This window comes from Massilia jejuensis (assembly GCF_042656795.1).
Lineage (GTDB): Bacteria > Pseudomonadota > Gammaproteobacteria > Burkholderiales > Burkholderiaceae_D > Telluria > Telluria jejuensis.
On sequence record NZ_JBHSMS010000015.1, the window covers coordinates 1 to 21,350 of the forward strand.

Annotated in this window: 20 protein-coding genes; 3 read left to right on the forward strand and 17 right to left on the reverse strand. The window is 62.7% G+C overall.

From position 1 onward, the window contains the following. Nucleotides 1–98: 98 nt before the first annotated feature. Nucleotides 99–917 (reverse strand): DNA methyltransferase, encoded by an 819-nt coding sequence (locus ACFPOU_RS04365; RefSeq protein ID WP_379717594.1) that lies wholly within the window; start codon nucleotides 915–917, stop codon nucleotides 99–101. 1,022 nt (nucleotides 918–1,939) lie between these two features. Between ACFPOU_RS04365 and ACFPOU_RS04370 the strand changes: the two genes are divergently transcribed. Beyond that, nucleotides 1,940–3,447, forward strand: a protein-coding gene (locus tag ACFPOU_RS04370; RefSeq protein ID WP_379717820.1) for a transposase whose coding sequence is annotated in 2 segments (ribosomal slippage) — nucleotides 1,940–2,837 and nucleotides 2,837–3,447 — 1,509 coding nt in all. Because the reading frame shifts where the segments join, the coding sequence is not laid out codon by codon here. Between the two features lie 45 nt (nucleotides 3,448–3,492). Here the strand turns inward: ACFPOU_RS04370 and ACFPOU_RS04375 are convergent. From ACFPOU_RS04375 to ACFPOU_RS04450, 16 genes are all read right to left on the reverse strand, one after another. Further along, nucleotides 3,493–3,693 carry a hypothetical protein gene (locus tag ACFPOU_RS04375; protein WP_379717596.1) on the reverse strand — a complete coding sequence of 67 codons (201 nt, stop codon included), beginning with the start codon at nucleotides 3,691–3,693 and terminating at the stop codon, nucleotides 3,493–3,495. A 50-nt stretch (nucleotides 3,694–3,743) separates the two neighbouring features. Continuing rightward, nucleotides 3,744–4,400, reverse strand: coding sequence for a phosphohydrolase (locus ACFPOU_RS04380; RefSeq protein ID WP_379717598.1), 657 nt, complete (start codon nucleotides 4,398–4,400; stop codon nucleotides 3,744–3,746). Nucleotides 4,401–4,455: 55 nt separating this feature from the next. Continuing rightward, nucleotides 4,456–6,846, reverse strand: coding sequence for a ParB/RepB/Spo0J family partition protein (locus ACFPOU_RS04385; protein WP_379717600.1), 2,391 nt, complete (start codon nucleotides 6,844–6,846; stop codon nucleotides 4,456–4,458). 57 nt (nucleotides 6,847–6,903) lie between these two features. Beyond that, the gene (locus ACFPOU_RS04390) at nucleotides 6,904–7,359 is read right to left on the reverse strand and encodes a single-stranded DNA-binding protein (protein WP_379717602.1); all 456 of its coding nucleotides are present in this window, start codon (nucleotides 7,357–7,359) and stop codon (nucleotides 6,904–6,906) included. Between the two features lie 798 nt (nucleotides 7,360–8,157). After that, nucleotides 8,158–9,024, reverse strand: a complete 867-nt coding sequence (locus ACFPOU_RS04395; protein WP_379717604.1) for a hypothetical protein — start codon at nucleotides 9,022–9,024, stop codon at nucleotides 8,158–8,160. A gap of 315 nt (nucleotides 9,025–9,339) precedes the next feature. Further along, complete coding sequence (locus ACFPOU_RS04400) at nucleotides 9,340–9,555, reverse strand: hypothetical protein (RefSeq protein ID WP_379717606.1); 216 nt, start codon at nucleotides 9,553–9,555, stop codon at nucleotides 9,340–9,342. A 120-nt stretch (nucleotides 9,556–9,675) separates the two neighbouring features. After that, the gene (locus ACFPOU_RS04405; RefSeq protein ID WP_379717608.1) at nucleotides 9,676–9,909 is read right to left on the reverse strand and encodes a hypothetical protein; all 234 of its coding nucleotides are present in this window, start codon (nucleotides 9,907–9,909) and stop codon (nucleotides 9,676–9,678) included. Then, the gene (locus tag ACFPOU_RS04410; RefSeq protein WP_379717610.1) at nucleotides 9,909–10,394 is read right to left on the reverse strand and encodes a CPBP family intramembrane glutamic endopeptidase; all 486 of its coding nucleotides are present in this window, start codon (nucleotides 10,392–10,394) and stop codon (nucleotides 9,909–9,911) included. Before ACFPOU_RS04410 ends, ACFPOU_RS04405 begins: the two co-directional genes overlap by 1 nt. A 269-nt stretch (nucleotides 10,395–10,663) precedes the next feature. Continuing rightward, nucleotides 10,664–12,703, reverse strand: coding sequence for a DNA cytosine methyltransferase (locus tag ACFPOU_RS04415; protein ID WP_379717612.1), 2,040 nt, complete (start codon nucleotides 12,701–12,703; stop codon nucleotides 10,664–10,666). 1,225 nt (nucleotides 12,704–13,928) lie between these two features. Further along, entirely contained in the window at nucleotides 13,929–14,252 is a 324-nt protein-coding gene (locus ACFPOU_RS04420; protein ID WP_379717614.1) for a hypothetical protein, read from the reverse strand. A 162-nt stretch (nucleotides 14,253–14,414) separates the two neighbouring features. After that, entirely contained in the window at nucleotides 14,415–15,539 is a 1,125-nt protein-coding gene (locus ACFPOU_RS04425; protein WP_379717616.1) for a hypothetical protein, read from the reverse strand. Between the two features lie 12 nt (nucleotides 15,540–15,551). Then, nucleotides 15,552–15,896 carry a hypothetical protein gene (locus ACFPOU_RS04430; RefSeq protein WP_379717618.1) on the reverse strand — a complete coding sequence of 115 codons (345 nt, stop codon included), beginning with the start codon at nucleotides 15,894–15,896 and terminating at the stop codon, nucleotides 15,552–15,554. Between the two features lie 647 nt (nucleotides 15,897–16,543). Continuing rightward, on the reverse strand, nucleotides 16,544–16,915 hold the full coding sequence (locus tag ACFPOU_RS04435) for a TrfB-related DNA-binding protein (protein ID WP_379717620.1): 372 nt from the start codon (nucleotides 16,913–16,915) through the stop codon (nucleotides 16,544–16,546). Between the two features lie 44 nt (nucleotides 16,916–16,959). Further along, on the reverse strand, nucleotides 16,960–18,264 hold the full coding sequence (locus ACFPOU_RS04440) for a ParB/RepB/Spo0J family partition protein (RefSeq protein WP_379717622.1): 1,305 nt from the start codon (nucleotides 18,262–18,264) through the stop codon (nucleotides 16,960–16,962). 10 nt (nucleotides 18,265–18,274) lie between these two features. Then, nucleotides 18,275–19,090 carry a ParA family protein gene (locus ACFPOU_RS04445; protein WP_379717624.1) on the reverse strand — a complete coding sequence of 272 codons (816 nt, stop codon included), beginning with the start codon at nucleotides 19,088–19,090 and terminating at the stop codon, nucleotides 18,275–18,277. A gap of 12 nt (nucleotides 19,091–19,102) precedes the next feature. Further along, nucleotides 19,103–19,528 (reverse strand): hypothetical protein, encoded by a 426-nt coding sequence (locus tag ACFPOU_RS04450; protein ID WP_379717626.1) that lies wholly within the window; start codon nucleotides 19,526–19,528, stop codon nucleotides 19,103–19,105. Between the two features lie 279 nt (nucleotides 19,529–19,807). On the opposite strand from ACFPOU_RS04450, the gene ACFPOU_RS04455 reads away from it, so the two are divergent. Both ACFPOU_RS04455 and ACFPOU_RS04460 read left to right on the forward strand, forming a co-directional pair. After that, nucleotides 19,808–20,458: a response regulator gene (locus ACFPOU_RS04455; protein ID WP_379717628.1), complete on the forward strand. Its 651-nt coding sequence runs from the start codon at nucleotides 19,808–19,810 to the stop codon at nucleotides 20,456–20,458. A 9-nt stretch (nucleotides 20,459–20,467) separates the two neighbouring features. Next, nucleotides 20,468–21,349, forward strand: a complete 882-nt coding sequence (locus ACFPOU_RS04460) for a CPBP family intramembrane glutamic endopeptidase (protein WP_379717630.1) — start codon at nucleotides 20,468–20,470, stop codon at nucleotides 21,347–21,349. The last annotated feature ends 1 nt before the right edge of the window (nucleotide 21,350 follow it).

Here is a 21,350-nt window from a genome sequence, read left to right on the forward strand (position 1 = left end):
CGCGGGCTCGATGCGCAGCACGACAGCCCGGCCCGAGGGCAGCGCCCGAGGGAGACGCCCGAGCCAATCACCGGCCGGGCGCCGTGCTCGCCTACACGTCAGGACACATCATCGACCAGATGCGAATGCACCTGCGCCATGCGCATCAGCCGCTTTTTGGCAATCTCGAAGTTACCCTTATCCAGCTCGAACCCGGTGCACTGGCGGCCGCACATCATCCCGGCCGCCAAGGTCGAGCCCGAGCCCATGAACGGATCGAGCACGCGAGCACCAGGCTTCGAGAAAGCCTGAACCAAGGGCAGCAAGATTGACAGCGGCTTCTGGGTCGGATGCAGCTTGTTCCCGGTATGGGCGCCCCAGTCGATCACGTCTCCAATGACGTTGGCCGGCTCGGGCTGGCCCTTCACGAGCAGATATGCGGACTCGTGCTGATAGCGCACCAGGCGGACCGATGAGCTATACCGCTTCGGGAAAGTGAAGTGCCCGGCGATACGAAATCCGGCCGCTTTCCAGGCAGCGAAAAAGCGGTCGGTCTGGTTCCATCCGTAAAAGCTCACACAGAAGGCGTCCCGGGCCAGCACACGGAAAATTTCGCGGAAAGCGGGTTCGAGCCACTTGTCGTTATCATCGTTCAGCAGCGAACGCCCGCCCCGGTCGCGGTAGCCGACGATATAGGGCGGGTCTGTCACCGCTAGGTCAAACGAGTGGTCGGGGTACTGGGGCAGCAACAGCGTGCAGTCGCCCTGGTGAATGTCGAAGTCGTAGCACCGTTCGCCGGCGTCGTTGGAGGCGGGCGCGCGAGCGCCCGCCTCTGGGGTTGGGGTTGCCGGAGCGGGCGCGGGGCGCGGCGCAGCCGCGCCCTGGGGCAGCGCGAGGGTTGGGGTGACTGTCGAGTGATAACCGAACAAGTTCATCATTGGCTCCTTGGAATGATGGTTGAGTGATCGCGTCCGCGCGGGGTCTGCTCACCCCGCGGGGCGGTGCGGGAGAACCGCACAACTACATTCTACCAAATAAAACTATTGACGGTAAATAGTATATTCCGATTTGACAGCGGCGCCGTGTTACCGGAATCTGGAGTCCTCGGGTCGGGGGCGGGGCAGGAACAGGCCCCGCGAAGTTGGGGTTGCTGGTGGGTGGAGCAGACGCACAGGAGCGGCGCGCAGGCCGGGGCTGAACCGTCACCGTGTACCCGTCGCCTCAAGGCCGGGGTGGCGGAGCGGCGGGCGCGGTCATGGACGCGATCGCAGGCCGCATGCGGAGCGCAGCCGCAGGCGAGCACCGAACGGGCGAGGAGCGCCTTGACCGCATAGCACGCGGCGCAGCCATTCTGGCTGAAGATGGCATGGGTACAAAAGGTGAGGTGACCTGGCGCAGAGCGTGATCGGAGTGGGCTGTTGCGTACTCTGCCCCCGCCTCCGCCCGGGCGGAGGCGCTGACTTCGACCAGGCGCAGCCTCACGCATGGACAACCGCACCGCCGCTGCAACCGCGCCGGCAATGACCTGGTCGACGCGGCCGGAGTGGGCTGTTGCGTACCTCTTTCCCGCCTCCGCCCGGGCGGAGGCGCTGACTTCGACCAGGCGCAGCCTCTCGCGTGGACAACCGCACCGCTGCTGCAACCGCGCCGGCAATGACCTGGTCGACGCGGCCGGAGTGGGCTGTTGCGTACCTCTTTCCCGCCTCCGCCCAAGCGGAGGCGCTGACTTCGCCCAGGCGCAGCCTCATGAACAGGGGCGGCATCCAAAAGCCTACCGACGCACCGGCAAAAAAAACTAGGAAAGCAAAACGTGCTTGGCGGGATAACTTGATGCGTTGATGGTCTAACGCAGATCAAGCTGGGGAGAGCGCAAATGTCCCGTGATACCGCCCGAGCCGAGCCGGCCGAGGAATACCGGCTTACCCCTTGCGTCACCACCTGCCCAGCATGCGGGCAGCCGATGTCGGTGGCGTACACCAAGAAGCGCAAACTGATGACCCGACGTGGGCTGGTGCGTCTGCACCTGTCGATCCGTCGGTGCGAGCAGGCGAGCTGCGCCTGTTTCCACCATCCCTACCATCCCGAGGCCGAGGGCCACTGGGCCTTGCCTGAGCAGGAGTTCGGACTGGACGTCGTCCTGCGCGTGGGACAACTGCGCTACCGCGAGCATCGCTCATGCACGGAAATCCATGCGCAGCTGGAGCAGGAAAGCGTGACGCTGGCGCTACGCACGACACAAAACCTGCTGGCCCAATACGATCTTTTGCTAAGCCTGGCACTGGAAACGCTGCCTGAGCGCACGGCGAAATTGACCGCTCAGGGGCGCGTCATCCTGGCCGTCGATGGCTTGCAACCGGACGTCGGTCACGAAGTGTTATGGGTCGTGCGCGACGTCCTGTCAGGAACGATCCTGTGCGCGCGCAGCCTGTTGTCGTCGGCACGCGCTGAATTGCGAGCCCTGATCGAGGACGTGGCTGCGGCGCTGCCGGTGCCGGTGGCTGCAGTGCTCTCCGATGGCCAAAGTAGTTTGCGCGATGCGGTGGCGCAGGCTTTGCCGGGCGTGCCGCACCAACTCTGTCAATTCCACTACCTGCGCGAAGCCGCGCGGCCGTTATGGGAAGCGGACCGCCATGCAAAGAAGGAGTTGAGGAAGCGTGTGCGCGACGTGCGTGGCATCGAACGCTCCGCCGAGCAGCAGGCCGATGCAGCTGGCGAAGTCGTATTGGGTTATTGCGCAGCCGTGCGTAGCGCCCTGACCGATGACGCCCGGCCGCCGCTGGCGTTTGCCGGTCTGCGCTTAGCCGAGCGGCTGCAGCAGATTCATGACAGTCTGGCGACGCTGGGCAAAAAAGGGGGGCGCCGCCCCCACTGAAACGCTTGCAGGGCATCCTGGAACGCGCACTGGCATCGTCCGCGCCGCTGTGGCCAGAGGTGATCCAAGGCGCGCAATGGGTACGCCAGGCGACTGCGATCCTGAACAATGCCGACAACGCATCCGCCCGGACCGTAGTGCGGCGTTATACAAAATGGCTGCGGATACTGGAGCAGGAACACATGCCCGACGCGCTGCGCGCGTCGGCACAGCACTTCCTCCGGGTGACACGCAGTTACGGGAACGCCCTGTTTCACTGCTATCGGATCGCTGATCTGCCTCGTACGAACAATGCGCTGGAACAGACTTTTGGCCGCGTGCGATATCACGAACGGCGCGCCAGCGGCCGCAAGGTGGCTTCGCCATCGCTCGTCACGGATGGCAGTGTGCGCGTCCCAGCCTCGCTATATACGCGTGCCGAAGTGGTGACGGTACCAATGCTGGCCAGCGTACCGCATGAACGCTGGCGTGCCCGCCGCGCCGAACTTGAGCGGCAACACAAGGCCCGCCGGCAGCGATGCCGGTTCCGCAAGCATCCCGAGCGCTATCTCGCTCTGCTCGAGCGAGCCGCTGCCAAACTTACTTTGCTTTCCTAGAAAAAAACCGCCCGAGGGCGGCTCTTCCACATCCAACCGGCACCGTTACACGCCGACAACCTCGGCAATGACACGCTGCTGGTCATCCAGGATGCCGATGTGGTGGTTCTTCTGCTTCGCGTCCGAGGCGACGTCATACAGGGTAAGCGCCTTCAGCAGCACGGTATCCAGCGACGTACCGTTGACCTGAGCCAGCGTACTGAGCTTCTCGTTCAGCGCCTTTGAAACTTCCAGCGTCATGCTCACTGAGTTTTTCATCTGTGCAACCTCCCAAAAAGCCATCCGGTCAAAACATTTTACGCCAATTTCGGTAGCTGTCGACGCCCCCGAAGGCCCAACAGGCGTAATAGCTCGACATGGAAACGCTCGACCGCGACCGCGCTCGGCCACGGCTCCCACGGCGTGCACTCATACCGCCGGGCGAGCGGATCGACCTTTAGCACGGGTTCGATTATCCCGAGCACATGGGAAATCTCGTGTTCGGTCCAACCCGCGCAGTACAGGGCTTCCGACGCGGCGCACGCCACGTCGGCGCGCTTGTGCTCGACTCGTTCCTCGTCGGTCCACTCGGGGAGGTCGTAGCGGACTGCGACAGCCTTGCTTAACCGGTCACTCACTTCGCGCAGCGGGTCGCCCAGCAGCGGCTTCAGCTTGCTGATGCAGTCGAAACCCAGCAGCGCTTCCTCGGCATCGTGCAGCAGCTCGCGCAGCTCCTGGTCGACCGTCAGCGGCTTCGGTGCCCACACGCGGCGCAGCTCAAGCACGGCGAGGGAATGCTGCGCGACCGACAGCGGGATCGGGTGTATCGATTCGCCGCCCCAGCGATACACACGCGCAAGGCGCACCGAGAGATCGTGGTCGGTCCACGCGTACGGGTTGGGGTTGGCCAGATCGATCCGCTGTCCGGACGGCAGGCGCATCCAGGCGCTGGCTGGTTGTTCGATGGTCTTCATGGGACGGTATCCTCGCTGAGAGGCGGGCCGATGGACCGGCCCGCCAAGCGTTACATTACTCGGTCATGGCTGGCTCAGCCTCCAAGACTTCGCTGGTCGTTGCCTCGGGTGCCGCTGCCTCAGCGGCCGGTGCCTCGGCCACGCCGCTGTCGGTCGCTGCCGCGTCGGTCGCCGCTGGTGCGGTCACCGGTGCGTCGGTCGTGGCCTCAGTGGCGGGAGTCTCGGCCGCGCCGGTGTCGGTCGTTGCCGCGTCGGTCACTGCCGCGTCGGTCGCCGGTGCTTCGGTCGCCGGTGCGTCGGTGGCCGGTGCGTCCGTCGCCACAGCCCTGGCCGCTGGTGCGCGCAGCATCGCCGGAAGCCAGCGGATTTGTGCCATTTTCTGCTCTGCATATTTAACGGCTTCCCCTTTCTTCATCTTGACAATCGGCATGCCACTGCCGGGGCCGCATGCCTCTTCCACCGCCGCGATGACGGTTTCCTTCGACACGGCTCCGAAGTAGGACGCCTCCGTCGCGGTCCAGTAATCGGCCACGTCCAGCTCCAGGGCTGCAGCCAGTTCGCCGCCCGGCTGCTTGCCCGCCACGCCAGTGGTGACGTCGAGTGTCAGTGCAACACACAGGGCAAACAAGTCGAGCAGGTCCGCAGAAGGCAGCTGCAGCAGCCACGCGAACTCGTCCTTGGTCTGGCCGGGGATGCGTTCGCGCCATGCGTCGATCCGCGCCTGCACTTCGTCGCTGGCCGGCGTACCTTTCAGATCAGGGGCCTTGTCGTGCAGGCTCTGGAACGAGCCGGTAGCGGAAATTTTGACCGGCTCGTCGTCGCGCGAACGGTAGCGCCGGGTCACCAAATCCAGCATCCGGTGGACAGTGGCGGCCAGAGCGACCTGCGGGTTCGCCACCATCAAGGCTTGCATGGCGGCGGTGCGGCGCGCCGACAGCTGGAACGCGAGCCGCTCGGAAATTTCGGAGCGTTCCTTTTTCGGCTGGGTGAAGCCGAGGCCGGTACCAGTGGCCGAAGGCTGGACGGTGGTGCCGCTGGCGGTTGGGGTGCCCGGTGCAGCGCTGCCGGATGGCTGGTTCGGTGCTTCGGCAGGCTTTTCCTCGCGCCGGATCAGGCCACGGACGATCTCCATGCCACCGCGCCCGTCAAGGGCGACGATCACGCCGCCGGTCGTGCGAACTTCGTCCGAGTAAAACTGCAGCGCCTGCGTGATGGCGTTCGCGCAACCGTTCAGCTGGCCGATCTGCTGCTCGACCTCTTCGATCTGCCTGCTGAGGGCTTCCTCCGTAGACTCGCCGCTGGTTTCGCCCTTGGCCTGCGCGTCGGGATTACCCTCCTCCCCCTCCTCCCCCTCCTCCCCCTCCTCCCCCTCCTCCCCCTCGTCGCCCTCGTCGCCCTCGTCGCCATCGTCCAGCCGCTCGAGCGCGTCGTACAGGCTGTCGCGCTTCTCCTTGAGGTGGCCGACCTCGGCGGCGATGCGCGCCAGTTCGGCCTGTTCTGCCTCGGTCGCCTCCCGGCGCTCCGGCTTGGCTTGGTCGAACTGGATGCGCAGGCGGTGGTCGAAGGATTCGCAGAAATCGGACCATGACCAGCCTTCAGCCGCGACGATATCGGCGGCAACCGTGCGGAGCTTGTCGACGGCCAGCTGGTGGAGCAGAGCGAGGTCTTCGACGAAACCATCGTTCGCGTCTTGCGAGAACAGGTCGCCGGTTACTACGCCCCCGGCCTGCTTGTATGCGTCGAGGCCGACGAAGACGACCAGCGGGTGGTTGGTGCCCAGCGAATCCTGCGCGAGCTGGTTGCGGATGATATGCGCGGTGCGATTCCACTGCGGCAACGCATTCCAGACCTGCAGTTGACGCTCCTGATCCGCCGACCGGCAGAAGGCGCGGACCTCTTCCGCGCCCATTTTGCCGTTGCGGTAAAGATCGAGCAGCTCCGGGTGCAAGCCGCCCAGGCGCATCCGCTGCTGGACCGTGCGCACGCTGACGCCGAAGTGCGCCGCGACCGTTTCCGGCGACTTGCCCTCGTCGGCCAGCGCTTTGAATGCCACGAACTCGTCCGCTTCATGCGGAGCCGTGCGGTTGGCGTTCTCGGCCAGACTGATCGCGATGGCGTCGTCCTCGGAGCGCAGGTCGCACTTGACCGGATAGTCCTCTGGCAGGAGGCCGCGCTGGACGAGAAGTTCGATGGAGTAGAAGCGCCCGGCACCGGCGATGACACTGAACTCCGTGGTGCCGTCCTGTACCTGCTCGTTGATCACCTGCAGCCGGTTCAAGACGCCATAGGCCAAGATCGAGGCGGCGCGGCACTCGATATCCAGCGCACTGTGGGGCTTGATGCGGGTGTTCTTGGGGCTGATGTGCAGCTTGTTGAACGGGATGTCGACTTCGGTGCTTGGGCTGGCGACGACGACCGGGACAACGGGCTGGTCTGCGAGATTCATGTTGAGCTCCTTGGTGATGTGGTTGTGGTACTGCGAAAACACCGCAGGCGCGTCTGCTCACGCGCGCACGGCGATACGAGTCGGCCGCGTCGTATGCGGCACGGCATCGTATTGGGGCATGGCTGCTTCGTAGTCCTGCAGCCAGGAATCGTGTTCTCCTTCCAGTGGGACCTCCGTCGAGCGCGACACGGGAGCGCCGATATAACGAACGCAACCCGGTTCCGGCTCAAAGCAAAAGCCGCCGCGTTTCTGGACGCTGTCATACCAGCTGCGCACCCGACCGCGCACCGAAACCTCTTTGCCTTTGGCGAGGTACTTCAGATCGCTTTCGGCCTGCTTGCCGTAGGTGGTGATGGGAATGAAATCGGTCGAGGTTTGGACGCTGTCGCCATGGCGCGACTGATGTTCGACGGCGACCACGTAGAAGGCAGTGGTGACCCCGTTGCCAGTGCGCCCGCGCTTCGGGTCGCGAGCCAGATTGCCATGGATGCGAAACTCGTTGCTGAAACTCATGTCACCCTCCATCAGTCCATGTAACGATTATAGCCCAGTTTTCTATTTACCGTCAATAGCTAAAGTGTTGTGTATTTGCTCTTGCGCAAAGCGCCCGGATACCGGAACCTGGAGTCCTCGGGCCGGGTGTCGGGGCCGGAACAGGCCCTGACGGTGTTGCCTGCTCGCTCGATCAGCCAAGAACCAGCGGAGCACAGGCCCGCCCGCGAGTGACACCGTGTACCTATCGCCTCGGAGGCACGGTCGCACGGCGGCGGGCGCCGTCATGGACGCCCCGGAGGCCGCATGCGGAGCGCAGCCGAAGGCGAGCACCGAACGGGCGAGGAGCGCCTTGACGGCATAGCCGGCCGCCGTGCGATCCTGCCGGAGAGATGGGCGATAGGTGCGCGGTGGAACGGGAATGGTGCGAAAGCGGCACCGGAGCCGGAGGGGTTTATCTCCTACCCTTCACTTTCGCGCGCGAAAGTGCTGACTTCACCCAGCGCAGCTCTGGACAGGCCAAGTGGCGCCGCCGCGCGGACGGCCGACCTGGTCGGCCGGGAGGGCAAGCGCAGCGCGCAGCGCCGCCAGGCGCGGAGGCGTCAGGGATGGAAGCCCACAGGGGCGAGACCGCACCGCGGGCTCGATGCGCAGCACGACAGCCCGGCCCGCAGGGGGACGCCCGGTGGGTTTAGCTCGGCACGCGCAGCAGCGGCAAAGCGGGAGGTATGGGTGACACGTCGCGCCATCCGGACAGCGTCCCGGCGCGCTGAAAAAAAGCCCTGCCAACTTCGGCAGGGCTCGGCGCTGAGAGCGCGATCAGAAGACGATCGGGATGACGATGTCGGGATTGGCGACCGGATCAAACGGCCCACCGCCAGACCAGGCACGCGAGATCCCGCCATAAACGCGCACGGGATACTCGCCGGCGGCCAGGAAGGCGCGGTCGACCTTCACGAACTCGATCCGAGCCTCCGCCCAGGTGACGAACTTGTGGTTGAGGATGTTACCGGCTGCGTCAGCGGGGTGCAGCGAGAAGACGCCGCGGAACCGCCACGTATTGCCTTTGTCGTCGCGCAGCGCGCGCAGCGGCGGCGCGGCGGGCGGCTGGGCCGCGCTGGGCAGGTCGCGGTAGAAGTAGTCGCTGTCGTCCCAGCGGTCAGTCTCGATGCGGATGTGCTGCGACTCGAGCGCCGAGAAGGCAGCGCCGAACGCGGGCGAGACCTGGAGCCCTTGCCGTAGGCGAGGCAGGACGAGGTCGCGGACACAGTGTTCTTCGTCCCGGAACACCCGGCCGGGCGCGAACTGCTCGAAGGCCTGCAGGAACATCGGGGCCAGCTGTAGCGCCTGCTGGTGTGTGATCTTGAGTAAGTCGGCGATGCGCCTGGTGCCGAGCTGGTCGTCCAGGATGACATACGACGCGGCACTGCCGCCCGGCTGCAGGTCCATCAGGTCCTCGCCATGGAACGATGCCAGCAGCTCCTGCCGAGTGTAGTAGGTAAGGAAGGCGCCGAAGATCTCGGCGGGCGCATCGCGCGAGATGGCGAAGCCTTGCTGCTTGATGCCGCAGTGAATGTCGAAGGCGCGGTCGCGCCAATATTTTTGCATGACGAACTCCTGGGTAAATGGGATCCCAACGAATGGGGGGCTGAATATCCGCACGAGAAGCTCGATGCTGGAATTCATAAATAAACTGCCAAATCCACGTTTTACCCGACAGCCCGTCGTCAGCCACGTTAGGCTTTGCCCACATTCCGACTGGAACAGGGGACGCTGATTCGAGGATAACCGGCGCGTGCGTGCTTGTCCAGACACCTCTTGCAGCAATTTCGCGCGCGAAAGTTAAGGTCGACCACAAGGTCGAGCGAGATCGTGCCTGCATGGAGCGTGGCGCCAATGCGCACACGGTGCGGCATGAGCTGCAGAGCGCACCACAGCCTGCCGTGACCCGGTTAAGCGTCGGCGTCTTGGACGCGGCGCGCGTAGGCAACCCATGCCAGGTTACACGCGCGGCGTTTCGGGTTCGTCTGCTTCGATTGGAACCTCGCCGACTAGCTCGACCGGCTCTTCGAACAACACCAGGTCTCTCCAGCTCCTGGCATCGACGTCGGACTCGAGGGTATGGGCGTATCGCTCGGCGTCGGCTACCCACAAACGGGCATCGCCTGGGAATTTAAAGGGAACGCCGGATGGCACTTGGCCAAAGACAGTATTCACGTCGGTCTCCAAAGTAGTGCCGATCCAGGGCCGGGACGCCTGGTCGACAGCCCTGCGTGGAATCAGGATCCGCCGACCGCAGCGCTGGTATGACGGCGAAAGTTTTCTGAGCTATCTCGATTAATTTGTAGAATTGCTGATCGCGAAGAGAGCAACCAGGGCAATCGTGTTCGAAATGACGTGCGGCAGCGTGACGTACATGACGCCCGTGGGCGAGATGCGCGAAAACAGGTTCTGCAAGATCAGCTTCCCGCCAACCCAAAACCCCGGCATGTCCGCCTGGGCGGCGGTGACCGCGGGTACCCACGGGATCGTGTTCTCGTTGCGATACCGCTCGTAGCTCCATCCCAGCATCAGCCTACCGCGAACGTGGTCGCTACCTTGGCCGCGCCTTCGTGCGCATGCCACAGGCCGAACAGGAGAGCCGATGCCAGGATGGCCAGTGGCCGCGGCACGCCCTTGTTGCGCATCACCTCAAGGGGAAGCGCCTGCAGCGCGATCGTCTCGACGACCGGGCAGATGATCGCCGCAAACAGCACGAACAACACGATCCCGAACGCCTGCAGGTCGGAGCTTGTAGCTGACTCGTGATTGAGCCCATTCTGGGTAGCTGCAAACATTGCCACCATATTGATCAGCTTCTGCAGCAGGCCGAAGAGGATGACGCGAAAGGCTATACGGCCGATGCCTGGTGAGCGCACACCGGGGTCGAGAATCGTGGTGACGGCAGAAAGATCCGGCGCCGGAGGGTTGTCAGGTTGGTACATGGTAGGGAGCGGATTGTTAAAGTGATTGATGAGTTTGCCAGACCATGCACAGTGAATTTTGGGGCGGATCATGCTTAGCGGGCTGTTCGGCCATGCTCCGTTCCACAAGCTATTCCGGGTGGCGGTGCTCTGCTCCCCACTGCGCAGCAAGTGGACGGTACACGCAACAGCTCCCACGAGAATGGAAACGCGTTCTGCAACCATGACGGTGCGGCATCAAGGACCTGCAGGAGAGCGGCGGCGCGGTCAACCTGGCGGCGCACCGGTGGCGCCGCCGCTTCCGAAGCCACGTAAAAGCCCTGGTATCGGGCCTTCGCGCAGCGACGCCACCTCACCGGCCCCTAGAATGGCAGCGGCTTTTCTGCCGGCATGGTCAGCGCAAGGGCCACGTTGCGCACCCAGATCGGCGCCGCGCTGAGCACGAAGGTTTCGCCAGACCACGCCAGGAGCAAGGTGGTCCCGCAAACGCCGGCGATCGCTTCCGCGGCATCTGGCGGTACCAGGTTGCCGATATGCTCGCGCCAGAGGCTGTCGCTCATCCCGTCCAGCAGGAGGTATTCCTCAGGCTCAATCAGGCTCTGCAGGGCGGCCAGCTCAAGCGTCGTGAAGGGCCTGTGCCAGGTACCGTCGAGGGCCTGGATAATGGCGACCATTTTCTGATCGAGCGCGGGGAGCGCTTCGATGCGCGGGTCGGCTACGCTCCAGCGCCCGTTGTCGTGGCCCGCAGCAGCGCTGACGGCGCCGCAGTGCGAGCTCCAGGGCACAATGCCGTAGTGGCCACAGGTCAGATACGCGTCGCCCCGCTTCCGATCGAGACTGGTACGCGGATCCGCGACGGCGAACGCACCCTGGCCCGAGGTGCTTCCGCCGATCACGGTGCCGGCCGACTCATCGAAAGGCGTGACCAAGTACTTGCCCGCACCCTGGAAGCTGCTCGACGAGCGCGGATCTGCCACCGCATACGCTCCTGAGTCGTCGCCACCAATGACGGTACCAGTGGTGCCGGACCATCCGCTGACGGCGTACTTGCTGAACAGGTCCCGTTGCGGCGGCCGGGGGTCGGCGACGCAGCCGCCGCCGCTGCTGGGACCATGGCCGCTGGCGACGGTTCCGGCCGAGCCACCCCAGGGAATGATCCGGTAGACGTTCTTGTGTGTCTCGATGCCGTCCGTGCGCGGATCCGCGACAGCGTAAGCGCCCTGGCCCGGTGCTTGCTGGCCTGCGATCGTGCCGGTCGCCTCGGTCCACTGGTGCACCCCATATGCCTGGCCGTCGTTCCACTTCTTCGATTGGTCGAAACGCGGATCCGCGACGCATTGCCCGCTACCGTGCGCGCCAGACACGACCCGGGAAGCAGCGTGCCAGGTGCCGATGCGCAGTTCGTTGCTGTGCTTGGCCGGGCCGGCGTGGCGCGGATCCGCAACCGAGAAGTTGCCGTTGTTGGGCATTCCACGGCTGGTCACGGTGCCGGCTGTGCCGTTCCAGCGATTCACGCCAAGCACGCCGCGGTGCATCTCGGGCACGATCAGGTAGTCCCTTAAGTGCCCATTCTCGACCGCCAGGCGGTTCAGGCTGCGCCAGTCGGAGCCCGCCTCGACGAAGGCTAGGCGCACCCACGTTTTCCACTGCAGGCGGGGGATCCGGTGCATCGGGCCTGCGGTCTCGTCGCCCGGGAACGGCATCCGGCCGAGGATGTCGCCGACGGCGCGCAGGTTTTTCTTGTCGGGCTCGTAGAGAAACGGAGGCACCTTCTCGGTTTGACGGGCAACCAGGAGGAAGCGCTTACGGGACTGGGCGAGGCCGCCCAGCTCGCCGCAATCGTGCGTGGTCTCGGCGACCGCATAGCCATATCGCTGCAGCACCTGGTTGATCTGGTCCAGCAGGTGGCGCCCGCGTGTGGCCAGGCGCGGCACGTTTTCGAAAACGATCAGATCGACGGGGTCGTCGGCCCAGGCCTCGACCATCAGCCAGATGCACCGTAAGGTCAGTTCGTTCAGCGCCTGGTACTTCGCCGTCTGACTCATCTTCTCTGAAAGCAGCCCGGACGCACCTTTGCACGGCGAGGAGATGAACACGATGTTCGGCCGTTCATTGCCTGCGGCACGCCGGATGTCGGCCGGCCCCATCTCGCGCCAGGCGGCGGGCGGCTCCTTGCCGTGAAACGCGATGTATTGGTTGCGGGTGAACAGATCCATCACGGTTCCGGGCACACCCACCAGGCGGTCGAAGTCACGAATTGCCGAGGGGTCGACGTCGACGCCACCCAGGCAGCGGAAGCGCGCGGCGAGCACGCCGACACGTGGGTTGGCTTTGTTGAACCCTTTTGCTGCCCCGCCGATGCCGCAGCAAAAATGGAAATGCTTGATTTCTTTGGTCAGCATGGTCGTCTCCTCGAAATCACTGCGACAACTGGAGGAGTGCAGCGTTGGGTGACGCGATGCCTTTCGAGGCGTATCCAAGTGGTGAACTGTCCATGGCTTGATCTCCGTGATGATGATGGTTTCGGTTGGCGCGTCGTCGGCGTCTGCTCACGCCGGCGGGCGGGTCGTTGGAAAACAGGTACTGATCCAACAGAATCTATTATACACCAAACTATTGCCGGACAATAGCACAAGATCAACCGTGTGAGAATCGATGTCGGTCGACGGAGCCTGGCCAGCGACGAGCAGACGCGCGCCTTGGGCTTTCGCGCGCGAAAGTTTCCAGCGCAGTGGCCGAGCATTCCGCATGGATCGCCGGTCGAACCAAGCGGATGACCTGGCCGGGGTGTTTGCGGTGCACGTGCCGGCAGGATGTGGCGGTAGGTTTGGCTGACATGTGGAGCAGTGGCGACACCGGAACCTGGAAGCCTCGGGTCGGGTGTCGGGGCCGGAACAGGCCCTGACGGTGTTGCTTGCTCGGTTGGGCAGCCAGGAATCAGTGGTGCACAGGCCAGCTGCCTAGTGACACCGTGACCTATCGCCTCGCAGGCACGGTCGCATGCCTCCTGGCGCCGTCATGGACGCCCCGCAGGCCGCATGCGGAGCGCAGCCGAAGGCGAGCACCGAACGGGCGAGGAGCGCCTTGACGGCATAGCCAGGAGGTTTGCGATCCTGCCGGAGATAGGCGATAGATATGCGGTGGAACGGCACACGGTGCTTAGCGGTGTCGAAGTTGCTATGCTTGCTCAGCATGGGTGAGCGGTTCCCGGTCTCGAGCGGGGATTGTGTTGCTGTAGTGGCGACGCGTTTCGTCGCGTTTGTGTTCGTGATTCGTTGCTTTGGAGGTGGTGTGTGCGGGTTCTATGGGTAGTAAAAGGATAGAGAAAAGGCTAAAAGGATAGGCTTGTGGATAACATGAAAATTATCCAAAGAAATCAAGCGCTTAGCAGTACCCTTCCGTCAGCCATACCTTCTGAGATCAGCTGACGGCGCCCTTTCTTCGTGACCTCGACGGCTGCTTTTTGGGGAATCTGCTTCACCCGTCAGGCATACCTCCTGTCCACAGCGCTCGTGTCAGCCATACCTACTGAACTTTTGGTCTGGTGTCAGCGGAACCTCCCTACTCAACGATTCCCCCCGGGTGCCTGCTGCTGAACGATTAAGCGGCCGTCAGTCATACCTACCGCTACCCGTCACCCATACCTACCGTGTTTTCCGGCGACCTGTCACCCATACCTACCGGGTAAATCCCACCTGTCAGTGGAACCTCCCTAGCGTTTTTGGAGATCCACCAAGCGCTTTGGTATGGTGCGTTGCCGGTAAAAAACTCTGCACGGTCAATAAAAGTTTCCAATTTGGGTATTTCTTTAATATTGATTGAGTTTTCGATGTATTGATATATGGCAACCAAAATCCACCCGTCACCCAAACCTACTGGTTTGCCGATTTTTTCGTTGGACCCGTCAGGCAAACCTACCGAGGTGGGGAAATTCGTGTCGCGAAGCCGCATTCACCCGTCACCCAAACCTCCCCGGTGCCAGTGACACGTCAGCTAAACCTACCGGGTGATCGAGACCTGTCAGCGGCACCTCCCGGAACTTCGAGGTCCCAGGGCACGGCTGCAGTGTGGTTGCGGAGACGGCCGAAAACGAGGTGTCAGTCAAAAATCCGGTCAGGTGACGACGATGGGGTCTGCGGCTCCGGCCAGTTGGCGCCGTTTGTTCGCGGCCTTTACTTCGCGAACGAAGTCGTGCGATGGCGTCAGGATGAACTCGACGTCCTCGAGCTTGTTCCTGGCGCCGCGGATCTCGTTGCCCTTCACGGCGTCCATGAGCAGGCCCGAGCTCTTCAGCTCCTCAAGCGATTCGACGACGGCGACTACGGCCTGCCTCGTCTCTTTGTATCCGCTGAGGAGCGCGCTGTCGCGCTGGATCGTCGAGAACATCATTTTGAACGTCTGCCCGATCGCGGCGAAGGTGAACTTCATCACCAGTTGCTTGTGGATCCAGCGGGAGAGTTGGCTTCGGTGGCCCATCAGCTGATGGTAGTTGAACTGGCGGTAGGTGACCTGGTCGATGCTGCGCGTGACAAGATGGTGGAACTGGACGACCCAGCGCGCGTTTGGATCGGCGTCGATGTCCTTGCGGCGAACAGCCTGCATCGCCGGGAAATACGTGCTGCCGGCGATGTGCTCATCCCTGCCTGCGTCGGCCTTCACGTCGATGTGGGTTTTGTGAAGTATTTCCAGGCTGAGCTGAATCTCCCGGTACGAGCGCGTATGCCCGCGCTTGGCGAGTTCCTCGCGCAGCTGGTAGAGCGAGAACGCGATGCCGCTCACGTATCCCTTTTTGTCGAAGAAGCCTTGCTGCTGCTGCTGGTCCGCTGCCATCTTCCGCAGCGCGTCTTCAATCAGCTCTTCCGAGGCGCTCGGGTAGAAGTCAACGGTCTTGCCCTTCTCGGGGCCGTCCTTTACTTCGATACGCGCCGGGGTGATGGTCGCCAGGTAGTCCTGTTGGTTGTGGCGGAAGTTCAGCTTCAGCAGATCCAGGGTACCGTGTTCGTTGCGCAGCCGGTTCTGCAGGTTGCGGGAGATACTGTAGCGGGGGATGCTGTCCCATAGCGCGATCGTATTGGAGAGCTGCTCACGTTGCGCCGGCGTATTCGCCAGGAAGTTCTGGAAGAGGCTGAGCTGTGGGCTCTGGAAGGCGTCCTCGTTAACTGATGGCGGTGCCGGCTTGCGCAGGGCGATTTGGCCTCGTTTTTTTGGTGCCGGGCTGGTGGCTTCTTGTTCGGACATCGAGACCTCTGCTTACATGGGATGGGGGGCGGGCCGCAGGGCGGCGTGCGCCTGGCGTAGACGTTCGGCGACGCGGGCGTATCGGGGCGACGACGCTGCAGGACGGTAACCCGAGGCGTCGACGGTGTAGGCAAGTATCTGTGCTTTGTCCTGCAGGAAGCTGGCGGCGGACTGCAGCGAGGCGAAGATGCGTCGGCTCTCCTCCCCGGAAGAGCTGCGTGCGCTCAGCTGCGTGCGGACCTGGCCGAAGGTCGCCTCGAGCACGTAGCCGCCATCGACGCCGACGACGGCGGGATCTGTAAGCGCGCCGGCTGCAGAGGCCTCGCGGAAGGCTCTCGAGTTGATGAGTGCACTCATGAATGTCATACCTTTAAAAGTTCTGCCTCATTCTATCTAGTAGAGTGAGAAAGTCAACAATAGATCGCGCTTGCGCAATGAATTCGAGCAAGAGGTTCGTCCGAATCTGGACACGTGAAGGGAGCGGGGCAGGGTGACGACCTGGCGTCCGGGCTGAACGAAGCCGGCCAAGTGGATGCAGATGGACACGGCGGGCAAGCGGCCGATGTGCCGGCTCGAAGACCCTTCGGTACTTACGGCCGCACATGCTCTTCGATCGGTAGTCGAACAGCGACCAAATTGCGGGCCGAACCGGACGCCAGGACGCTGATGAAACGACCTACTGTTGCGGAACAGGCTGGTAGCGAACGCATCGGTAGCAGCACGGGGGCGACACGAGGTCCGGCTGAGGGAGGCGGCTGCGGCGGCAGCTTGCGAGGGGAGGGCGGTGCCACCGTGAAGACCCAGCCATGCCAGGTCAGGGGGGATCAAGCCTGGGACGAACTCCAGCAGCTTGAAAGTCGGGCTGAAGCGGGCAAGCCGCTGAATGACTTACGCGCCTAAAGTGGATCTGCTATGATCCTGCCATCCAAGGGCGCTTCGGCTGCTTGGTGATGATGGTACCGAAACGCCCGGCCTGCTCGCTGGGCGTTTCACTTTCTGCGATTCTAGTTGAGCAGCTTGCGCGCCTTTGACAGGGCGGCCATGACAATTTCCGAGGCTTGCTCAAGCTTGGCTTGATCGCCGGACGCCTTCAGCGCCTGGGCCAGCTCGTCAAGCTGCAGCGCGACCCGCTCGGGCAGTTCCATTTCCATGGACACCCAGCCAAGCCCCCCTCCCTTATCCGCGAAGTACGCTTTTTCGATAACCCCTACCGCCAGGCCCACGCGTTGTTTTGTCATGCCTGCGCGCGCAGCGACGTCAGAAGGGGATTCGCCGTCGACGAGGACCTCTCGTGCGAGCTGGCGGGTACGGTCCTGTAAACGGGTGCCTTCGGCCAGGCGGTCGAAGTCTTCAGGAGTCAGTCGCTTCAGTTTCATCTTTTAGCTCTTGTAGGGTAAGCGCCGCGCAAGCGGCGTATTCGCTAGAAACGCCAGCCTTTCGGCATCGGAGCGACGGGAGTGCGGGCCGCGGTCCAGTCATCGGAGGCTTTTCCGTCCGTGACCGGGTGCAGCGCCTCCCACAAGGCCTGCGGTTTCGCGGTGCGCAGATCGGCGATGGTGCGCTGCAGGTAGCGCTGCGCGCGCGTCTCGCCAAGGGCCGCCAGAAGCGGGAGCGCGACCGTCTGGTACAGACTCCACATTGCCCACTCCGTCTGGTTCATGTCGGCACCCAGTTCCAGCAACTCATCCTGGACGTCCTTAATGAGTTCGCGGTTGGCGAGGCCGTTCTGGAACAGCGTGACCATTTGCTCGAGTACCAGGGCTTGTTCGTTACTGATCGCCGGCGTAGCGGCGGTAGTGTCGGACGCAGGCTCCTTCGCACCGAGATTGGCCTGTGCGTCGGGCGCCGGCCGAGTGGAATGCGAAGTTGCCGTGGTGGTGGCTTCAATGGTGGAAACAGCTGCGGCCGACTTGGTATCGGGCTGGCGTTCGGACGCGGCGCCGTGCTTCGGCGATGTCTTCTGCGCGGCTCCGGCCTGCGATGCGCCCTTGTTCCGCCCCGCCTGCTGGCCAAGGCTCTGCCGGCGTTCTTCACGCTGCTTGGCTTCGTTCAGCCATTCCTTGACCTGCTGTACCTTGCCGCGGGCTTCTTCGCGCGACAGTGGTAGTCCTTCGCGCACGCGCTTTTCCAGACGCGCGAATTCCTGTTTGTCCAGGTCGTAGATCTGGTTCAGGCTGCCCGCCACTTCGAGATCGCGGAGCACCCGGTCCTTCAGTAGCTGCTTCAATGGCTCCGCATAGTTGGAGACCGAGGTACGTTTGCTGACCCAGCCCTCCGAACGGTTCCAGATCTCCATCGTTTTTGGAACACCATAGTTCGCAACGTCCTCGCTGACCGCGCGCGCTTCATCATGCGGGGTAATGTCGTCGCGTTCGGCGTTCTCCGACACCTGGATGCGGCGGATCTCCCAGGGTTCGAGATTACTCCGGATCACGGCGGGGATGTCGTCGATGCCGTTGTTCAGCGTCGAGCGCAGGCGTCGTTCGCCGGCGATGAGGCGGTACCGACCATCCGGTTTTGCCAGCAGCACGACGGGTTGGATGACGCCCTGCGCCTTGACCGACGCGTCGAGCTCGGCCTGGGCTTGCTCGTCGAACTGGGTTCGTACCTGAGCTTCGACATCGATTAGATTAACCTTGATGCGGGCGTCCGGCGTGCGTTGGGTCGCCCCCTGGACGACGCCTGTGTACTGTTGCAAATTCAGACTTTTGTTTTTCTTGACCATTTGTTACCTCTTACAAGCCCATTCGGTTTGAAATGCATGTGCACACCGCGACCATCTCTTTGGCTGCGACGCTGCGGCTCATGGTGCCGGCTTCGGTGCGCCACACAGGACGATCCTTTGCCACATCGATGGCGGCCCGCTCAGGGAGCTCGACAGGCAATACACCGTCGCCCCAGGTCGCACGCATCTCGTCCAGCGTGTCTCGATGAAACGCCCGTTTGCGGTCGATCTGATTTGGAAGAACACCAAGCGAAGCAAGCTTCGGATTCGTCCCACGCTCGGCGACTCGGCGCACATTGGTGAAGAACCCCATCAATCCTTCGATGGCATCGCGGTCGGGCTTGCACGGCGACACGGCAAAGTCGGCCACGGACAGTGCCACCACGAGCAGACCCGACACGGACGGCCCGGTGTCGATAATGGCGACGTCGTAGTCCTGTGCGAGTTCGGCCAGGCGCTTCTGGCCTGCGGCGACTACTTCGTCCAAGTCTTCGCGCTCGACGTCGAGCATGCCTGGATCGGCGCCGATCAGGAATGCGTTTGGCCCTACTTGGAGCGGCTGATCATTGTTGTCCGCCTCAAACAGTCCGGACGCGCGTAGAACGCCCTCTGGCAGCTTGGGCCGGCCGAAGTCGTCCACTGGCAGTGCGATCCCGTTTGCTGCGCCCATGTTCAACAAGGTACGAGTGAAGTTACCTTGGATATCCAGGTCGATACCCAGAGTGCGCATTCCCCTCTCGACAAAATGCCAATACTGGTGCCGGGAGCTTGTCGTTTTGCCGATGCCACCTTTTTGATTGGCAAACACTACACTTTTCATCGCCATAAGAGGCTTCCTTTAGTTGAACGATGGGGCCGGAACAATCGCACGGAAGGCAAATTGCAGATTTACCAAGATACCCAGCCAATTAACAGCGAACGAGTTTAACGGAAGGTGGCGCGATTGTGGGTAAATAGTTTCACCGTGGATAGTTTCGTATGCCTCCTCGGTCTGACAGGCGATGAGACGGGCAGTCCGCGTCTTGCGGTCGATCCTGAACTTCATCCAGTGGCTCGCCTGCTCGAGGCCACCGACGACTTCATCCTTGGCAAGCTCGAGCTCGAGTTCATCTCCACTGCATGATGCAACGCTGCAGAAAAGGGCCATGTCGGTCGGCGACCGCGGCGACGCGTAAAAGGACGCCCCAGGTGCTGCAATGCTCGAGAGCTCCGGGATGAGGTCCTCGAGGCGGGAAAACATGCGGGAATACAGATCGGTTTTCATGGTCGGTCTCCACGTGATGATGGTCGGGATGCTCGCAATGACTTTCGCGCGCGAAAGCGGGAGGCGTCTGCTCACGCGTTCCCCATTGAGCTGTCGCCATGTTAGCGGCTTTTCTATTGACCGTCAAGAGAGAAATTTTGTTGTATTATCGTAGAGCAACAACCGGCAACCTTTCCTTTGACCCAACAGTGCAGGGTGATAGAATTCACGTCACACATGAGTAGCAAAACATTTGCAATGGGTAGGCAAACAGGACACCACGCCATTTCGGGGGCAAACTTGAACGAGAAGCTGAGGCGAACGACCGTGTTGCTTGCCGATGACCACCAGATCGTGCGGACCGGGATTGCGACGTCGCTGGAAAAGTCCGGTATCGATGTGGTCGGCCAAGCCAAGGCTGCGGAAGAGGTCGTGCCGATGTATCAGCAGCTCACGCCAGACGTCGTCCTGCTGGATATGCGCTTCGGCGAGAAGATGACCGGTTTCGACGTGGCGGCAGACCTGCTCGCGGCCGACCGTAATGCACGCATCGTCTTTTGCAGCCAGTTCGATCAGCACACCCTCATCAAACGGACCTATGACATCGGCGCCCTCGCTTTCGTGAACAAGGACTGCGAGGAGAGCGAGCTGGCGGACGCGGTGCAGCATGCGCGCGAGGGGAAGCTGTACTTCCAGCCACGCATCGCCGACCGAATGGCCAAGCTACAGGTGCGCGGCGAGCAGACCCCGTTTTCGTCGCTAAACGAGCGGGAGCTGGAGATCGCGAAACTGATGGCCAAGGGGATGACGATTGCGGAGATCGCCGAGGACCAGAAGCTTTCGGCCAAGACGGTGGCGAATGCTAGCCTCACGATCAAGGAGAAGCTAGGAATTACGCGCCCGGCCGAGCTGACGATGCTGGCGGCGAAGCACCACCTCATTGAACTCTGATAGTCACCGATGACGCTCAGCTGGGAGTTCATCCTGACCTTCGGCGCCCTGGCCGCTGCAGCCGTGTCATTGTGGTTGCCCGCCCCGGAGATCCGGGGCTCACGCACATGGCTCTGGATGCCCCTGCTGACGCTCGCGTGTCTCGCAGGGGTTGTGACGGGATTTCTCACCTGGCAGGCCCCCTGCTGGCTCGTACTCTTTGCGGCAGTGGCCACCGCGGCAAAAGAGAGCAGCAACCGCTGGGTGCGCGTGCCTCTCTTGGGCCTGACGTGGCTAGCTCCTTTGCTGTTCGCGGCGCACCGCTTCCCCGGATTCATGAATCCCGTGCTCGCAGAGCAGGTGCGCTTCTCCGCTGACGCGTTACCTTACACCGTCCGAACAAACTTCGACATGGCCGCCGTTGGCATCATCCTGGCTGGCGTGTTCTGCACACGCATCAGCAGAGCCGAGGATTGGCTGCAGATGCTGAGGCGAGTATGGCCCGTGATCGTGTCGACGCTCGTCATCGTGCTTGGCCTTGGCGTCATCCTCGGTTTTGTCAGGCCCGACTACAAATGGACTCCGTACTCAGCGTTCCTTCTCGGCACGAACCTGCTCTTCACGTGCGTCACGGAGGAGGCGTATTTTCGCGGATTCACGTACGCCGGTCTTGCCGCCGCGATGTCGAAGTGGCGGTTCGGCGCTGTTGCTGCCGCAGCCATCTCTTCGCTCTTGTTCGGGATCGCCCACGTAAAGGGCGGACCGTTGTTGATCCTCCTGGCCACTGTGGCTGGGTTGCACTACGCAGTGGCTTATGCCGTCTGCAAACGCTTCGAAGGAGCGATCGTGACCCATTTCGCGCTCAATGCAGTTCACCTCGTCGCATTTACCTACCCTAACTTGTCAAGCTAAT

What these genes read in the sequence shown, in the direction of transcription:
- ACFPOU_RS04425 (WP_379717616.1), bottom strand. Translation starts at nt 15,539, where the DNA reads ATGTCCGAACAAGAAGCCACCAGCCCGGCACCAAAAAAACGAGGCCAA.
- ACFPOU_RS04435 (WP_379717620.1), bottom strand. Translation starts at nt 16,915, where the DNA reads ATGAAACTGAAGCGACTGACTCCTGAAGACTTCGACCGCCTGGCCGAA.
- ACFPOU_RS04410 (WP_379717610.1), bottom strand. Translation starts at nt 10,394, where the DNA reads ATGATCCGCCCCAAAATTCACTGTGCATGGTCTGGCAAACTCATCAAT.
- ACFPOU_RS04450 (WP_379717626.1), bottom strand. Translation starts at nt 19,528, where the DNA reads ATGAAAACCGATCTGTATTCCCGCATGTTTTCCCGCCTCGAGGACCTC.
- ACFPOU_RS04420 (WP_379717614.1), bottom strand. Translation starts at nt 14,252, where the DNA reads ATGCGGCTTCGCGACACGAATTTCCCCACCTCGGTAGGTTTGCCTGAC.
- ACFPOU_RS04380 (WP_379717598.1), bottom strand. Translation starts at nt 4,400, where the DNA reads ATGAAGACCATCGAACAACCAGCCAGCGCCTGGATGCGCCTGCCGTCC.
- ACFPOU_RS04385 (WP_379717600.1), bottom strand. Translation starts at nt 6,846, where the DNA reads ATGAATCTCGCAGACCAGCCCGTTGTCCCGGTCGTCGTCGCCAGCCCA.
- ACFPOU_RS04415 (WP_379717612.1), bottom strand. Translation starts at nt 12,703, where the DNA reads ATGCTGACCAAAGAAATCAAGCATTTCCATTTTTGCTGCGGCATCGGC.
- ACFPOU_RS04405 (WP_379717608.1), bottom strand. Translation starts at nt 9,909, where the DNA reads ATGCTGGGATGGAGCTACGAGCGGTATCGCAACGAGAACACGATCCCG.
- ACFPOU_RS04445 (WP_379717624.1), bottom strand. Translation starts at nt 19,090, where the DNA reads ATGGCGATGAAAAGTGTAGTGTTTGCCAATCAAAAAGGTGGCATCGGC.
- ACFPOU_RS04365 (WP_379717594.1), bottom strand. Translation starts at nt 917, where the DNA reads ATGATGAACTTGTTCGGTTATCACTCGACAGTCACCCCAACCCTCGCG.
- ACFPOU_RS04430 (WP_379717618.1), bottom strand. Translation starts at nt 15,896, where the DNA reads ATGAGTGCACTCATCAACTCGAGAGCCTTCCGCGAGGCCTCTGCAGCC.
- ACFPOU_RS04390 (WP_379717602.1), bottom strand. Translation starts at nt 7,359, where the DNA reads ATGAGTTTCAGCAACGAGTTTCGCATCCATGGCAATCTGGCTCGCGAC.
- ACFPOU_RS04440 (WP_379717622.1), bottom strand. Translation starts at nt 18,264, where the DNA reads ATGGTCAAGAAAAACAAAAGTCTGAATTTGCAACAGTACACAGGCGTC.
- ACFPOU_RS04460 (WP_379717630.1), top strand. Translation starts at nt 20,468, where the DNA reads ATGACGCTCAGCTGGGAGTTCATCCTGACCTTCGGCGCCCTGGCCGCT.
- ACFPOU_RS04395 (WP_379717604.1), bottom strand. Translation starts at nt 9,024, where the DNA reads ATGAATTCCAGCATCGAGCTTCTCGTGCGGATATTCAGCCCCCCATTC.